Here is a 15,897-nt window from a genome sequence, read left to right as displayed (position 1 = left end):
TTGACTTCATTTCACATGTCAGATATTCTTTACACATGAAATCGAAAACGCCAACTCCTAGCGGAGATCAATTGCTGAGCATGCTTGCGGCGCTGTCCAACCCGCACCGCCTGCGCATCATTGCGATGCTGAAGTCCGGCGGCCGCAATTATGTGAGCCAGCTGGCGCGCGAGCTGGGCATCAGCCGCCCCTTGCTGCACCTGCACTTGCAGAAGCTGGAGGATGCCGGACTGGTCGTCAGCCAGATGGAACTGTCGCAGGACGGCAAGGCGCTGAACTATTTTGACGTAAGCAATTTCGACTTTGAACTGACTCCGGCTGTGATCGCCGAAGCGGTCAAGTCGCTGTCCACCAACCCTGAACAATAGAGGCAATTATGGCTGAGCATGTATATCTTTTGACGATCTGCCTCCCCCTGCTGGCAATCGTGGTGATCGCGGCGATGCGGCACTTTTCGGCGATCCAGCAGGCCAAACTGCGGTTTGCTCACGAAGAGGCTTATCGCGTGATCGCCGAGAAAGCCGTGGCGGCGCACACCGAAGCTGCTGCCTCGCTGGCATCCATGGACGCCACCTTGTCGGAACTGAAATCGCGCGTCTCGGCGATTGAGAAGATATTGAAGGAAGTCGAGTAATCCCCTACCACCACCAGGAGCCACAAAATGAACGAAGTTTCATTAGTACGTCTGTATATGCTGCGAGCCGTGTATCTGATTATCGCTGTGGGACTTGGCCTGGTGATCTGGCCTGGCGTGCTTCACCATGACAAGCCGTGGAGCCTGATGGGTGGCGTGGTCAATTGCATGCTGGCGGCGTTTGGAGCACTGTGCGCGTTGGGCGTGCGCTATCCCTTGCAGATGCTGCCGGTGCTGCTGTGGGAACTGATGTGGAAAGTCATCTGGTCGCTGGTAGTCGTCCTGCCGGCGTGGCGTTCCGGTACGATGGACGCAGGCACCATGGAAATCTTCGTGCAATGCCTGGCGGTGATCATCATTCCGATCGCCATGCCTTGGGGCTACGTCTTCAAGAAATACCTGCGCCAATCCGGCGACCGCTGGTCCCGCGCCAATCCGGCCAGCGCACAGAAAGCCTAGTCAGCTCAATTGCGCACCGACGCCAGTCGCAGGCGCACGACGCGGGGCGAGCCGTCCGGGAGTTTGGGCGGCGGCTCCATGCCTTCATCCAGTTTGAACATCGCCACCGCCTCCGATAGATTGACCGCCTGCCGCTGCAAGCCCGATGCCGCGCTGGCGGCTTGTTCCACCAGCGCCAGCTTCTGCTGCGTCACCTGGTCCATCTCGACGATGGCCTGATGCATCCCCTGCAAGCCCTGCGCCTGCACCGCGCTGGCGGTGCTGACCTGGTCGATGATATCACCCACCTGCTGCACCGACGCCACGATCTCCGCCATGCTGCTGCCGGCCTCCTCCACCGAGCGGCTGCCGCCCTCGATCTCCGCCACCGACTCGGCGATCAAAGCCTTGATCTCCTGCGCCGCCGTGGCCGAACGCTGCGCCAGCGTGCGCACCTCGCCCGCCACCAGCGCGAAGCCCTCGCCGTGCTCGCCCGCGCGCGCCGCCTCCACCGCCGCGTTCAAGGCCAGCAGATTGGTCTGGAAGGCGATGCCGTCGATCACGCCGACGATCTCCACCACCTTGCGCGAGCTGCCGCGTATCGCCGCCATCGTCACCACCAGCCGCTGCACCACGCTGCCGCCGCGTACCGCGAAATTGGTGGCGCAGCGCGCCAGCTGATTGGCCAGCTGCGCGTTGTTGGCGGTCTGGGTGACGGTGGCGCTCAGCTCCTGCATCGAGCTGCTGGCCTCCTCCAGCGTGCTGGCCTGCGCCTCGGTGCGCTGGGTCAGGTCGACGTTGCCCTGCGCGATCTCGCGCGAGGCCGTGTCGATCGACTGCGCCGACGCCAGGATGGTCTTCAGCGTGGTGTTCAGGTTGCGGATGCTGGTGTCCAGCGCGCGCGACGTCTCGGCGATTTCGTCCTTGCCGTAGACCCGGTTCTTCACCGTCAGGTTGCCCTCGGCCAGATCGATGGCGGCCGCGCCGATCTCGCCGACCTCCTTCAGCAAGGCCCGTCGCACCGCCATCGTCACCAGCAGCGACAGCGTGATCGACAGCACCACCACCGCCGGCATCACGGTCGACAGCGTCCTGAACTCGGCCTCGGCGTCGTTGTAGGCGCGCGCGCTGAGCGCCTGCTCCAGCCGCGACAACTCCTCCAGCCGCCGCGCCACCACGTCGAACGCCCGCTCGGCCTTGGACATGGCGTTGGTCGCCATCGATTGGTCGGCCATGCTCAATTCGATGACGTCGCCGATCGCCTTTACGTACAGCGTATGCGCCGCCTGCGACTGGGCGACGAAGCGGCGCTCGGCCGGATCGCCCTGGGTCGCCATCTCCAACTGCGCGAACTGGCGGTCCAGCGTGGCGTGGCGGGCGTGGATGTCACGCACCAGCACATCGACGCGCGCCGACGAGAAGCTGGCGTTGATCCAGGTGAGCAGCTGGTAGATCTCGGTATGCGCGCGGTTGGCGCCCGCCACCAGGTCGGCCGCCGCCTTGAGCCTGACGGCGCGCTGCTGCACCATGTCGTCCAGCCGGTGGTTTTGCCGCACCAGGCCGACGAAGGCCCCGGCCGACAGCGCGATCAGCAGGATCAGCACCACCCCCGGCGCCAGCAGCAGCTTGGGCCCTATCCGCAGTTTGCTGAGCATGTCCACGGCTTAGGGCTTGTAGATGCCGGCTTCCAGCGCCACGTCACCGACCCGCAGCACATAGGTGCTCTTGGCCTCCACCTTGCCCGTTTGCGGATTGCGGAACTTGTAGTCGACCCAGCCGGAACCCTTGCCCTTGGCCAGCGCCAGCATCTCCTGCCGGAACGGCTTGCCGTCGGCGTCCGGCACCTCCAGCAGGTTCTTGCCGATCAGCGCCGTGGTCGGGTGGGCGATGGTGATGCCGTCCAGGTCGCGCATCGCCAGGTACAAGGCGCCCTGGTTGAATTCCGGATCCTTGCGGTTGATGCGGGCGATCATCTCGGCCTTGCCGTGCGCGCGCACGAACTGCGCGCCTTTCTCGGCCAGCGCGATCGCGTCCTTCTCATTGGGGGCGGCGTGCACGCACACAGAGCACAACAACAAGGCGATACCGAATAAAGCGCGCATGATTCACTCCGGCAGGTAAGATGTTGTAATCTACGCCGCATGCAACGGCGCAATCTTGCGCTTAGTCAAGGCCAACCACAGGACGTTCATGAAAGCATCGATCAAGGCCGCACTCATTTCGGCGCTGCTGTTTCCCGGACTGGGCCACCTGGTCCTGCGGCGCGGCGCGCGCGGCCTGCTGTTCATCGTGCCGACGCTGCTGGCGGCCGGCTACCTGCTGCGCGCCACGCTGGCGCTGGTCGATACGCTGATCACGGAACTCAATAACGGCAAGCTGCCGCTCGATCCCTTGCTGATCCTGGAACGCGTGCACAGCTCCGGCATCGACAACCCGGCCACCAACGGCGCGGCGCTGGTTTGCATCGTCTGCTGGATAGGCTCGGTGGCCGACGCGCTGTGGCTGGGACGCCACCGCTAGCGCCGCGCGTGGGCGTACAATCGGCTGGCGCCCTCCCGGCGCAGCCACTTACCTGAAAGGATGCGCCATGCCACCTGTCTCGTTCGCCCGCCACGCCCTGCCCGCCTTCGCCGCCCTGATTCTGACCGTCAGCGCCGGCGCGGCCCAAGCTCAAACTCAAGCCTCCGGCATCCACCGCACCGTGGTCAAGAAAGCCGACGTTTCGGTGCCGGGGCGCGAGGCGGTCGTCGCCAGGGTCGAACTGGACGCCGGCGCCACCGCCGGCCGCCACTCGCATCCCGGCGACGAGATCAGCTACGTGCTGGAAGGCGAAGGCGAATTGCGCATCGATGGCGAAGACCCGCGCCGCGTCAAGGTCGGCGAAGCCTTCGTGATCCCGGCCGGCACCGTCCATGACGCCCTCAACGTCGGCAACGGCCCGCTCAAGCTGGTCGGCGTGTACGTGGTCGAGAAAGGCAAGCCGCTGGCCACCCCGGCCAAATAGTGTCATCACGATTTCATTTGCGGGCGTTAGAGTGGCAAGCTACGCCCTCGTTGAAAACTGAGCACCGATGACCTTTGCGCTACTCCCGTCCCGCGCAGCCGCTTGCGTGCTGACTGGCCTGCTGGCCTGCCCCGCCACCCACGCCGGCCGTCCGATGACGGTCGATGACGCCGCCATCGCCGCACCCGGCCAGTGCCAGCTTGAAACCTACGCGCTGCGCGCCGACCAGTTGGCCGAATACTGGGTCACGCCGGCCTGCAACGTCGGCGGCGCTTGGGAACTGGCGATCGGCGGCGCCTGGGCCGACGACACTTCCGGCCCACGCAGCCAGACCACGCATCACTTCCGGGTGCAGGCCAAGACCGTGTTCAAACCGCTGGAGACCAACGGCTGGGGCCTGGGCCTGGTGCTGGCCGACCAGTTCCGCGCCGGACGCGGTGGCGACGGCGACCTGTCGTTCAACGTGCCGCTCAGCCTGTCGCTGCGCGACGACGCCGTGCTGCTGCATTTGAATGCCGGCGTGATGCATGCGGAATCCGGCCGCCGCCACCACGCCACCTGGGGCAGCGGCGCCCAATTCCGTCTGGACAAACGCCACACCTTGACGGCCGAAGTCTACGGCCGCCAGCACAGCGGCTCGCGCTACCAGTTCGGCATCGCCCGCGCGCTGATCCCGGACCACTTGCAGATCGACGCCACCTGGGGCCGGCGCCTGGCGCGGGGCGGCGGCGAGCCGGTGGTCACGCTGGGACTGGTGTTCCAGTCCAACTAGCGGCCGGCTTCAGGCCATTCAGCTTAGCAAGCGGCCGGCGGGCAGCACCGCCGGCAGCGACATCAGGCGTTGCCAACGCCAGCGCAGCGCCAGCAAGGTCACCAGCATGATGGCGCCGCCGATCCAGAACAAGGGCAGCTCCGGCAGCTTGTTCTCGACCGCCAGCGCAACCAGGTAGGCCACCATCGATACAAACGTCCAGGCCACCGTCGTCACCTGGCGGTGCGATGCCGGTATGACCGCGTAATCACGCAGCAGCGCGCAGGAAAACGGCAGCAGCAGCGCCGCCAGCAAAAAGGTGGAGCCGTAGATCCTCGGCGCGCCGATCAACAGCATGTCGACCACGAAGGCCACGGCGCAAGCCAGCAGCCACACGCGCAGGAACCGCGCCAGCAAAGCGGCACCCAGCATGCGGTTGACCTGCGCCGCAGCGGGCGCGCGCGGCGCCAGGAAAAACAGCGCCTGCTCCGCGCCATGCCGGCTTGCGCTCTTGAGCAGATCGGCCGCGTACAACACCACCGCCACCAGCAGGCAAATCTGCATGACCAGGGTGTGCATCATCTCCCGCACCGCCGGCATATCGGCGCCGGCGTACAGCACCACGCCTGCCGCCACCACCGTCACCAGCAGCAGATAGGCGAGATAGCCGCCCTCGTACGCGGTCGGGCCCAGGGTGTGCATCAGCATGCGCGCTTGCGTGGCGCCGCGCTGGCTGTCGCGACGCAGCGTGGCACGGTAACCGAGGCGCAGCAGCATGCTGAAGCGGTTGCGGGCGCCGGCATCCTCGGGCTTCAGCGGCCCGCCATATAACCGCCGAACCAGCGCCTCGTGGCGTGCATGCCAGGCCCAGTGACGGTCGCCGCCGCGTGGGAATACCAGCAGTATGCCGGCGGCGCCCAGTGCGGCCACGACGACCAGGCCCATGCCCGCCAGCGCGGGTTCGCCCATCCCGGCCAGGCTTTGCCACAGCGCGGCCAGCCAGTCCTTCAGCGACAGCGAGCCGAAAATGATCACCGTGGGCAGGAACGCCAGCAGCGTGTAGCGCTGCGCGTACAGCATGTAGCAGAAAAATGCCCCGGCGCCGACCAGCGCATAGCCGAAATGCCCGAACACCGCCGCCACCATCGCCGCCACCGCGAACCCGGCTGCCGCGAACAGCGCCACGGTCAGCACGATCAGGCGCCGCCGCAGCTGCGGCACCAGGCAGGCGTAGGCCGGGTGATTTTGCTGCACGGCGCTTTTCAGGTAGGCGCCGCACCACATCACGATCAGCATCGCCAGCATGCCGAGCGGCGCCTGCCACACCAGCTCCATGTGCACCTGCAGGCTGCTGACCACCAGCGCAACCACCAAAGCTCCCGCCAACAGCAATACGCTGATGCGCACCATCATGCGGGTGGCGCAGCGCTCGCGCACCACCTGCGACAGCAGTTGTGCATAGGCGCCGTTCATTTGGTCACCTCGACGAACAGGTCTTCCAGGCTCAGGGCTTCCACCCGCAGGTCCGGGCCGGCCCGCAAATCGGCGGCCTCCTGCCCGTTCAGGCGCGCCAGGATGCTGACGCCGCCGCTGCGGTCCTGCTGGCGGCGGATCTCGTCGCGGAAGTGCAGGCGCGCCAGCGCCGCCGCCGTGCCGGTGATGCGGTGCGCGCTTTCCAGCAGCTCGTCCAGCGGCGCTTGCAGCGTGATCTTGCCGCCCTGGAGGAAGGCCACGTCCAGCGCCACCCGCTCCAGGTCCGACAGGATGTGGGTCGAGAAGATCACCGTCGTATCGCGCTCGATCACGCCGTCCACCAGCTCGTGCAGGAAATCGCGGCGGCCGACCGGATCGAGGCTGGCCACCGGCTCGTCCAGCACCAACAGCTGAGGGTCGTGCGCCAGCGCGCGGATGATGGACAGGCGCTGCTTCTCGCCGCCGGACAAACGGCCGATCTGCTTGTGGCGCGCCTCGCCGGCGAAGCCCCAGCGCTCCAGCAGGCCGGCCACCTTGCCGGCGTTCCAGTGCGGGTACAGGGCCTTGAAGTAGTCCAGCATCTGCACCGGCGTCAGCCACTCGAACAGCTCCGACTTCTGCGGCACATAGCCGATCCAGGCGCGCGCCTCGTCGCCCAGCTGGGTGGCGGGCTGGCCGAACAGCGTGCTGGCGCCGGCCTCGGCTTCGCGCAGGCCCAGCAGGCATTCCAGCAGCGTCGATTTGCCGGCGCCGTTGCGGCCCAGCAGGCCGATCACCTTGCCGGGCGCGATGTCCCAGCTCACGCCCTGCAATACCTGCTGGCCACCGAAGGATTTATGCAGGTTGGCGACATTGACGATCGATGGTTTCATGGTTCTTCCTTGAGGATTTTATTGAACAGGGCAAGTACGGCGTCGGGATCGAGTTCCAGCTGGCGCGCCTCCTCGGCGGCCCGCTCCAGCGTGGGCCGCAGCAGGGCCTCGCGTTCACGGGCGCTGTGCGCCCTGCGCTCGGCCACCAGCATGCCGATGCCGCGGCTGCGCGACAGAAGGCCTTCGGTCTCCATCATGTTGTAGGCCTTGGACACGGTCATCGGATTGACGGCCAGCGCCAGCGCCACCTCGCGCACCGACGGCAGCACGTCGCCCGGCGCCAGCACGCGGGCGGCCAGCAGGCGGCGGGTCTGCTCGATCAGCTGGCGATAGATCGGTTCGGACGAACCGGTCGCGATCGAGTAGAGGGAGGCGGTGTGGGAGGTCATTTTTTGTATCAGTGTATTAGTTGACTAATACATTAGACCCAAAAACGCCCCGTGTCAAACAAAATCGGAGGAAAAAAACGCCGGCGCAGGACGCGCCGGCGGTGGACAGCGTGCTTACACCAGCTTGGCCGAGTGCTCGCGGGTGGCGTGGAACTGCAGCTTGGGCCAGCGTTCCTGCGTCAGGCGCAGGTTGACGCCGGAGGTGGCCAGGTAGGCCAGGTTGCCGGCGGCGTCGTAGGCGACGTTGTGGCCCAATGCGTCCTCGAAGTCCGACAGCGCCTTCTTGTCGTCGCTGGAAACCCAGCGCGCGCTGCTGATGCTGGTGCCTTCGAACACGGCGTCGACGCCGTATTCGTTCATCAAACGGCTGGCGACCACTTCGAACTGCAGCACGCCGACCGCGCCCAGTACCAGCTCGCCGCCCTGCACCGGCTTGAAGACCTGCACCGCGCCCTCTTCGCCCAGCTGCTGCAAGCCCTTGTGCAGCTGCTTGATCTTCAGCGGGTTACGGATGCGCACCGAGCGGAAGAAGTCCGGCGCGAAGTACGGGATGCCGGTGAAGGTCAGCAGCTCGCCTTCGGAGAACGAGTCGCCGATCTGCATATTGCCGTGGTTCGGCAGGCCGATGATGTCGCCGGCGTACGCCTCCTCCACCTGCTCGCGCGAGGAGGCCATGAACGTCACCACCGACGACACCTTGATCTCGCGACCCAGGCGCAAATGCTTGACCTTCATGCCGCGCTCGAAACGGCCGGAGCACACGCGCAGGAAGGCGATGCGGTCGCGGTGGGCCGGGTCCATATTGGCCTGGATCTTGAACACGAAACCGGTGAACGGCTCTTCCTTCGGATCGACCGAACGCACGGTGGCGTCGCGCTCGCGCGGGGCCGGGGCCCAGTCGACCAGCGCCGACAGGATCTCGCGCACGCCGAAGTTGTTGATCGCGGAGCCGAAGAACACCGGCGTCTGCACGCCGGCCAGGAACTGCTCCAGGTCGAACGGATGCGAGGCGCCGTGCACCAGCTCCACTTCCATCTTCAGCTGGTCCATCTCCAGCGGGAACATCTCCGTCAGGCGCGGATTGTCGATGCCCTTGATGATCTCGAAGGCGCCGTCGGCTTTTTCCTCGCCGGCCTTGAACAGCATGATGGTGTCGTTCAGCAGGTGGTACACGCCGCGGAAGTTCTTGCCCATGCCGATAGGCCAGGTCACCGGCGCGCACTGGATCTTCAGCACCGATTCCAGCTCGTCCAGCAGCTCCAGCGGATCGCGGGTCTCGCGGTCCATCTTGTTCATGAAGGTGACGATCGGCGTATTGCGCATGCGGCAGACGTCGAGCAGCTTGATGGTCTGCGCTTCCACGCCCTTGGCGGCGTCGATCACCATCAGCGCCGAGTCGACCGCCGTCAGCACGCGGTAGGTGTCTTCCGAGAAGTCCTGGTGGCCGGGGGTGTCGAGCAGGTTGACCACGTGGTCGCGGAACTCGAACTGCATCACCGACGAAGCGACGGAAATGCCGCGCTGCTTCTCGATTTCCATCCAGTCGGAGGTGGCGTGGCGGCCGCTCTTGCGCGCCTTGACCGTGCCGGCCATCTGGATCGCGCCCGAGAACAGCAGCAGTTTTTCCGTCAGCGTGGTCTTACCGGCATCCGGGTGGGAAATGATGCCGAAGGTGCGGCGGCGCTGGACTTCACGTGCGATCAGGGCCGGGGTCCTGGCGTTGGCCGTGGAGCCGGCGTCGTCGTTATTCTCGGGTGTTACGTTTTCGATATCGTTGACCATTTGTTCGCGATCTGAGGCGGGGCTGCAAAACCCTCGATTTTACCGATAGTTGGCCCCGCCGTGTGAACTGTTTGCCCCCGATTATTCCCCTTTCACCCGGCGCCAGCCCGTGCGGTGGGCGTCGGCCGAGATCTGCTCGGACAGCGGCGAGGTCTTGTTGGTGCCGTCGGCCAGGGTGGTGATCATCTTCAGCTGGCCGTTCGGCAGGCGGATGATGATGAAACCGACCGCCGCCGAGGTGTTCGACAGGGTCGCCCCGACCGGGTGGTTGCCGATCGCCTGGCCGTTGCAGACGTTGACTTGGTACAGGTTGCTGGAGCCGCCCACCGAGCAGGCCGACGACGAGGACGGCATATTGGTCACCACATTGGCCACGCCGCTGACGATCTGCGGATCCAGGTTCATGCGCTCGCCGGCGTTGACCGACCAGTCGAAGTACCAGCCGTCCCTGCTGGTCAGGTCGACCGGGTTGTTGGTGATCTGGTAGCTGTTGATGTTGCTGCTGGAGCCGAGCAGGCTCAGGGTCTGCTTCACCATGGTCGAGCCGCGGATGTCGGTGATCGGGCTGGCGCTGTCCTTCAGCAGGTACAGGCTCTGCACCGAGGTGTCGGAGGTGTCGGGCACGTCCAGCAGGCGGCCGGTGCCGAACAGCACCACCCGCTTGCCGGTGGTGGTGGTGGTGGTCACGCCGGCGGTGGTGGTGGTCACCTGCACCGCGCACATGGTCACGTCCGGACGGGTGGTGATCGGCTTGTTGACGCCGGCGTTGCCCAGCAGGCTGACGTTGATCGCGCCCGAGGCCGCGGTCAGGTCGAAGCGCCACATCTGGCCCTGGTTGTCGCCGCCGTAGACGTACTGGACGCGCGGATCGGCGCCCGGATCGTCGCTGATGGCGGAAATCTTGGCCAGGCCGGACGGCGTGGTGGTGTCGCCCGAGCCGTTGCCGTTCTTGCTGATCAGCTCGCCGGTGTAGGCGTCCAGCACGTACAGGAAGCCCTTGCCGGTGCCGGTGCCGACGCCGTCGGTGCCGGGCACGTTGTTGTAGCCGGAGGTCAGGAACACCACCCAGCGGCCGTTGGCCAAGGTGCCGAACTGCGGGTTGCCGAAGGTCAGGCCGAGGTCGCCGTCACTGAGCGGGCAGACGGTGGAGTCGGCGCAGAATTCCCACAGCTGCTTGGGATGGCTGGTGTCGGTGATGTCCAGCGCGTAGTAGCCGCGGCCGCCACCGTTCAGGCCGGCCACCAGCACGGTGCGCCAGCCCACCGCGGCCTTGACGTCGGCCACCTCCGGCGAGCCGTCGGTGGTGAACTGGTGGTTGGTGCCGTAGGTGGTGCTGGCCAGCGCGTACAGCTTCTTCATCGTGATGCGCGGCACGTAGGCCCACAGCTCGTTGCCGGTGGCGGAGTCGAAGGCGTGCAGCATGCCGTCGTTGGCGGCGGTGAACACGACGCCGCTGCGGTAGTCGGGACTGGTCGGGTTGCCGTACTTGTCCTTGAAGGTGACGTAGTCCGGGTCCGGGTAATCGTTGCGCGGGTCGCGCACGAAGGCCGGCTTGGACGAGGCGATGTCGCCCAGCACGATCGGGATCGGCCCGGCGGCGCCGGCCGGGGTGTTGAGGGTCAGCGTGTAGGCGCGGAACAGGCTGTCGTCGGCATACTGCTGCTGGCCGCGCAGGTAGTTGACCATGCTGGCGCCGTCGTTGACGATGACCTTGTCCGAGGCCGACAGCAGCACGCATTGCGACAGCGAGGTGCACTTGTTGGAGAACCAGCTGCCGGCCGCCCCCTTCATATTGCCAAACAGGAAGGGATCCGGCGTGCTGGCGACGGCGCCGCCGATGTTGTACATGTAGATGGTGCGGGAGTCGCTGCTGTTGCCGACCTTTTTGCCCAGCGTGTCGCTGGTGGTCCAGGTGGCGGTGTTGCCGACGCTACCGTCGGTACTGTCGATCTTCTTGTCCGACAGTTCGCCGTACCACTTCACGGTGGTGAAGGTGTCGGAGAAGATATCGTTGTCGGTCAGCGTGATGTTCGGCGTCGACGTGGCGGCCGCGGCGGCCGCGCCCACGTGCACCTGCATATTCGACAGCGCTTCGCTCAGGCCGCCCACCACGTCTTTCGGATCCTGGGCGCTGAAGTATTTGCCGTGGCCGTTGATGGCGGCGTGCCACAGGTCGTCGACCCGCTCCTGCACGGTGCTGGCGGCGTTGGTGACGTCCGGATCGGGCCAGACATAGGCGCCGCCGCCGTTCCACGGACAGCCGCTGGTGGCCGCCGTGATCAGGTTGTAGAAGTCGCCGCTGGTCTTGGGCGCGGTGTCGTAGTTGGCCTCATAGGTCATCACGCCGTCCACGCCCAGGCCCAGCGTGTAGGTGTTCATGTGCAGGTGGGTGTTCTCGCCGCCGGCCGCCGGCACCGAGCCGGGCTTGCTCATGTCCGGCTCCAGCGCCGGCCGCAGCGACACCGTGCCGGTGCTGGAGCCGCCGTTGTACCAGTGCAGCGCCACGTCGGCGATCGACGGCTGCGACTGCGCCCGCGCGTCGAGGCAGCCGCGCGCCTGGGTGCAGAAGCGCGCTGCGCTCTCGACGTTGTCGTTGTTGACCACGTTGGCGGTGGAACTGCCGTTCCAGTAGCCGTCGGTGGTCAGTATCATGAAGTTCTGCTGGCACGGGTACTGCACCACTTCCTGCCCGGCCGCGTAGTTGTAGGGCAGGAGGTTGCCGAACATGCGGCCGACGTTGTCCATCGCGGTGCGGATCGGCGTCGAGCCCGAGGTGGTGGTGTTGTACAGCGTGGTGTACCAGCTGGCGCGGGCGCTGCCGGTGAAGTCGGCCGGCTTCAGGTCGATGGCGGCGCCGGCGCCGGCGTTCGACAGCTTGACGTAGCCGACCTTGTAGTTGGCGGTGATCGCCGAGAAGGCGATGCCGACCGAGGTCTTCATCATTTGCAGGCGGCTCTTGTAGTACACATACCAGTTGGCGAAGTTGTTCATCTCTTCGGCGTAGGTGCAGGTGGAACCGGCGCAGTCGGTGCGGTCGATGCCTTTCGGGTAGGTCTGGCCGCTGACGATGTTGACCCGCACGAAGGGATTCGGCGCGCCGGAACCGGCCGTCAGCGCCGTGGTGGTGGTCGGGATGGCGTCGTTGACGGCGGCCACGTAGCCGCTGGAGCCGGTGGTGCTCCAGGAGATCGAACCCTGGTTGTCCATGCTGAAGGCCGGGATGGTGCCGGTGTTGTCGGTCGAGGCCCAGTTCTGCAGGCAGACGCTGGTGACGGTATAGCCGGTCGGGCAATTGCTGCTGTTGCCCAGGTAGGCCTTGATGTTGCCAGTGGTGCCGATCTTGCTCACCAGCGCAGACGCGATCTGGGTCGGCGTCCAGCCCTTGCCCAGGCTCAGGTAGCTCGGCGTGCCGCCGGAGGTGCTGCCGACCAGCGCGGTGCCCGCATAGCTGAGGTTTTTCAGGATGGCGGTCTGCGACCCCGAGGTGCCCGAGCCGGTGAAGCTGATCACCGCCCGGGCCGGCGCATAGGCCGTCACCGCAACGGTCGGCGCGGTCACCGCGATGCCCCAGCCGGCGCGCGAATTGTCCGCGAAGGTGACGCAGGTGGCGACGCTGATGCTGCCGGAGCAGCTGACCGGCAGCACCGCCACCAGGTTGTCGGCGCTGAGCGTGATGCCGAACACGCTGCAGGCCGACACGGTGGGCTGGCCGGTCGGGGTCTTGACGCAGGCGAAGTACAGGCTGGTGGAACTGGCGGCCTTGGCGTTCGTGGTGGCCATGATATTGGCGGCCAGGGCGCTGGCCAGCGTCTGCTGCTTGATCAGGCTGTTGGTGCCGGTGGCGGCGGTGACGGTGGCGTTGGTGACGGTGGTGCTGCCGTTGACCACCACGCTGGTGATGCCCAGCGAGCTGGCCGTGGCCGAGGCGCCGATGGCGATGGTGCCGTAGGATGCGGTGGCGCCGGCCGGCTTGGAATAGCCGGGGTAGATGAAGCTGCCCACGCGCTTGCCCTGGCACTGGGTCAGCAGCTTGTCGCTGCACCAGCGCACCTTGGCCGCCACCGGATAGCCGGACGGCGCGGTGGCGCCGACCGCGGTCGAGACGCAGGTCTTCATGCTCTCGTCGGTGCAGAACTGGCCGACGCCGATGGTGTAGTAGTACGGGCCGGTGGTGATCGCGGTGGCGGTCTGGTAGGTGGCGTCCGGGTAGGTGTAGCTGGCGGTGTTGAACTGGCAGCTGCTGCCCGAACACCACTTCAGGTCCGGGAAGCCGGTCACCAGGTTGATGTTGGCGGTCACCGTGTTGCCGGCCATGTCAGCCTTGTGGGCGCCGAAGCCGTCGCCGCTGACCGAGGTCCAGTTGCTGGTGTTGGCGGCGTTCTGCTCCGGATAGTAGCTGCCGTCGGACTTGATCGGCACCAGGTAGCGGATGGTCGGATTGTAGTACTGCTTGTTGAAATCCGGACTCATGAACGGCGGATGGCCGACCGCGCAGGCGGTGATGCCGGCCTGCAGCGTGGCGGCGCTGCGGCACAGGTTGTCGTTGACGTAGTCCGGCGTGTAGGTCTGGTCCATCGAGCCGGAGTTATCGAACAGCAGCATCAGATTGGGCTTGACGGTGCCGGTGCCGGTGATGTTGAGCAGCGGCACCTGGGCGATCTGGGTCGTCCCGGCCAGCGCCGGCTGCGACGCGCACAGCGCCGAAGCGAGGGCCAGGCCGGCCAGCGTGGAAATGAGCTTGTTCATGATGGTTCCCATTCAAAAAGACGACGGCCTCACGGCCCTTTCATGACGACCGCTTGCGTGACCACATTGCCGCCACGGGCGCCGACGATGCGCGCCGTCACCACGTAGTGCAGTTGCGGCTGGTCCAGGTAGTTCGGGCTGTCGGCGCGGCCGCTCTTGCCGTAGGGGACCTTGGACTTGGAATTCGGCCGCGCCGAGGTCAGCAGGCAGCGGTTGCCGGGCGCGTTGAAGGCGCCGGCGAAGTCGCACAGCCGGTGGATCACATACTCGACCCGGTTGCCGGAGGGGTCGGCCGCCAACAGGACCGAGCCGTTCCAGAAGGCCGGGGTACTGGCGGTCCAGGTCGGCGTCAGGGTGGCGACGTAGCCGTTGGCCGGCTGGTTCACTTCCAGCAGCGAGGCGTTGGTCATCGAGCGCAGGTAGGCGAACGCGGTGTGGACGCCGAGATCGGCCGCCTTGCTGAGCGACGCATCGTAGGCCAGGTTGGAGGTGGTCAGCGTGGTCGAGGTGCTGGACTTGAGCAGGTAGATGCTGCTGACCAGCATCACCGTCAGCATGATCAGCATGATGGGCAGCGCGATGCCGCGTTGTCGGGTGGGCAGGCGCATCATGGCCTCCATTGGGCGTTACGAATCGGCACGATGGTCTCGAACACGCGGTAGCGATAGCACTGCCACGACACGCTGTCGCCGGTCACCGCCACGTTGACCTGCACCGGCGCCGCCGCCACGCCGGCCGGGGCGGTGCCGGCAAACACGGTGGGCCGCACGGTGGTGGCGCTGCACTGCCCGGCCGAGTTCGGTTTCTCGGTGTTCTTGCTGCGCGCCACCACGGCGATCCGCACCGCGGCCACCCGCTGGAAATCGCCGGGGCTGCCGACGATGCCGTCGCTGTCGGCGTCGATCATGGCGCCGCTCCATTTGGTGATCTGCATGCCGTCGGCGCCGGGATTGGGGTCGTAGGGATTGGGGCCGGGCAGGCGCGCGTCAAAGCCGTACTGGGCTTTGATGCTGACCACGTTGTCGGTCACCGAGATGCCGGCCAGTTCGGCGCCGGCCAGTTCGGTGGCGCGCAACAGCAGCACGCCGTTGGCCACGCTCCAGGTGTGGAAGTGCAGCAGCGTGGGCGAGCCGAGGTTGTAGATGTAGGCCAGGTTCTGCTTGTAGGGCGTGGCCAGGCCGGCCAGCGGATTGAAGCGGTAGGGGCCGCCGGTGGCGACCAGGATGGTGCTGTTGGGCGCGGCGCCAAAGCCGGACAGCTGGAACAAGGTGCACTTGCCGCTGCCTGGGGTCAGCGGCGCCACCACCAGCACGTCGCCGTTGGTGAAGGCGTAGGGGTTTTTGCTGTCGACCGTGATGGTGTTGCCGACCGTGTAGTCGGCGAACAGCTTGACCGAACCGGCGCCCGCCTGCGAGGTGCCGCTGTTGAAGGAGATCAGGTCCGGGTCGGGGCCGTTGGACTGGATCACCACCGCCGCCAGCGGCGTGAAGTTGGCGCCGCCGCGCTGCGCGGTCGGCAGCACGTAGCCGTTGGCGTCGGCGAACACGGTGTCGCAGCCGGCCACCATCGGATCGTTCAGGCCCCAGCCCGCCTCGGTGGCGTCGCTGCTGAGCGAGAACAGCGCCAGCATGCCGTTCTGCATGCTGTCGGAACCGCCGACGGCGGCGTCCTTGGTCTTTTCGCCGCCGACGATCAGGCGGGTGGCGAACAGCAGCGCCAGCAGGCCGATCACCACGCTGACCATCAGTTCCACCAGCGAAAAACCCGGTGAAGCACCGCCACGGCGGCGCAAGAGAGAGGTGTTCATA

Annotated in this window: 15 protein-coding genes; 6 read left to right on the top strand and 9 right to left on the bottom strand. The window is 66.3% G+C overall.

Features of this window, described 5'->3' with window-relative positions; translation table 11 throughout:
* Positions 1-80: 80 nt before the first annotated feature.
* From V6M89_RS02030 to V6M89_RS02020, 3 genes are read left to right on the top strand one after another with little or no spacing between them, the layout of a single operon-like run.
* On the top strand, positions 81-368 hold the full coding sequence (locus tag V6M89_RS02030) for an ArsR/SmtB family transcription factor (protein ID WP_332851890.1): 288 nt from the start codon (positions 81-83) through the stop codon (positions 366-368).
* Between the two features lie 8 nt (positions 369-376).
* Complete coding sequence (locus V6M89_RS02025; RefSeq protein ID WP_332851587.1) at positions 377-634, top strand: hypothetical protein; 258 nt, start codon at positions 377-379, stop codon at positions 632-634.
* 27 nt (positions 635-661) lie between these two features.
* Positions 662-1,093: a hypothetical protein gene (locus V6M89_RS02020; RefSeq protein WP_332851586.1), complete on the top strand. Its 432-nt coding sequence runs from the start codon at positions 662-664 to the stop codon at positions 1,091-1,093.
* A gap of 5 nt (positions 1,094-1,098) precedes the next feature.
* Here V6M89_RS02020 and V6M89_RS02015 read toward each other — a convergent pair whose 3' ends face one another.
* Positions 1,099-2,727 carry a methyl-accepting chemotaxis protein gene (locus V6M89_RS02015; RefSeq protein ID WP_332851585.1) on the bottom strand — a complete coding sequence of 543 codons (1,629 nt, stop codon included), beginning with the start codon at positions 2,725-2,727 and terminating at the stop codon, positions 1,099-1,101.
* Positions 2,728-2,736: 9 nt separating this feature from the next.
* A complete protein-coding gene (locus V6M89_RS02010) occupies positions 2,737-3,174 on the bottom strand; it encodes a cache domain-containing protein (protein ID WP_332851584.1) in 438 nt (145 codons plus the stop codon).
* Positions 3,175-3,262: 88 nt separating this feature from the next.
* Here V6M89_RS02010 and V6M89_RS02005 point away from each other — a divergent pair, with 88 nt between their 5' ends.
* From V6M89_RS02005 to V6M89_RS01995, 3 genes are all read left to right on the top strand, one after another.
* Entirely contained in the window at positions 3,263-3,592 is a 330-nt protein-coding gene (locus V6M89_RS02005; RefSeq protein ID WP_332851583.1) for a DUF6677 family protein, read from the top strand.
* A gap of 67 nt (positions 3,593-3,659) precedes the next feature.
* Positions 3,660-4,076 (top strand): cupin domain-containing protein, encoded by a 417-nt coding sequence (locus tag V6M89_RS02000; RefSeq protein WP_332851582.1) that lies wholly within the window; start codon positions 3,660-3,662, stop codon positions 4,074-4,076.
* Positions 4,077-4,182: 106 nt separating this feature from the next.
* Entirely contained in the window at positions 4,183-4,848 is a 666-nt protein-coding gene (locus tag V6M89_RS01995) for a hypothetical protein (protein ID WP_332851581.1), read from the top strand.
* 18 nt (positions 4,849-4,866) lie between these two features.
* On the opposite strand, the gene V6M89_RS01990 is transcribed toward V6M89_RS01995, so the two are convergent.
* From V6M89_RS01990 to V6M89_RS01960, 7 genes are all read right to left on the bottom strand, one after another.
* Positions 4,867-6,300 (bottom strand): hypothetical protein, encoded by a 1,434-nt coding sequence (locus V6M89_RS01990; protein ID WP_332851580.1) that lies wholly within the window; start codon positions 6,298-6,300, stop codon positions 4,867-4,869.
* On the bottom strand, positions 6,297-7,172 hold the full coding sequence (locus V6M89_RS01985) for an ABC transporter ATP-binding protein (RefSeq protein ID WP_332851579.1): 876 nt from the start codon (positions 7,170-7,172) through the stop codon (positions 6,297-6,299). Before V6M89_RS01985 ends, V6M89_RS01990 begins: the two co-directional genes overlap by 4 nt.
* Positions 7,169-7,561, bottom strand: a complete 393-nt coding sequence (locus tag V6M89_RS01980) for a GntR family transcriptional regulator (protein ID WP_332851578.1) — start codon at positions 7,559-7,561, stop codon at positions 7,169-7,171. Before V6M89_RS01980 ends, V6M89_RS01985 begins: the two co-directional genes overlap by 4 nt.
* 114 nt (positions 7,562-7,675) lie before the next feature.
* The gene (locus V6M89_RS01975) at positions 7,676-9,343 is read right to left on the bottom strand and encodes a peptide chain release factor 3 (protein WP_332851577.1); all 1,668 of its coding nucleotides are present in this window, start codon (positions 9,341-9,343) and stop codon (positions 7,676-7,678) included.
* 81 nt (positions 9,344-9,424) lie between these two features.
* Positions 9,425-14,089 (bottom strand): PilC/PilY family type IV pilus protein, encoded by a 4,665-nt coding sequence (locus V6M89_RS01970; RefSeq protein ID WP_332851576.1) that lies wholly within the window; start codon positions 14,087-14,089, stop codon positions 9,425-9,427.
* 29 nt (positions 14,090-14,118) lie between these two features.
* Positions 14,119-14,700, bottom strand: a complete 582-nt coding sequence (locus V6M89_RS01965; RefSeq protein WP_332851575.1) for a pilus assembly PilX family protein — start codon at positions 14,698-14,700, stop codon at positions 14,119-14,121.
* Positions 14,697-15,896, bottom strand: coding sequence for a PilW family protein (locus V6M89_RS01960; protein WP_332851574.1), 1,200 nt, complete (start codon positions 15,894-15,896; stop codon positions 14,697-14,699). Before V6M89_RS01960 ends, V6M89_RS01965 begins: the two co-directional genes overlap by 4 nt.
* Position 15,897 lies beyond the last annotated feature (1 nt).

This window comes from Duganella sp. S19_KUP01_CR8 (genome assembly GCF_036688705.1).
GTDB lineage: Bacteria > Pseudomonadota > Gammaproteobacteria > Burkholderiales > Burkholderiaceae_D > Rugamonas.
This window is presented reverse-complemented; position numbering and strand designations above follow the sequence as displayed.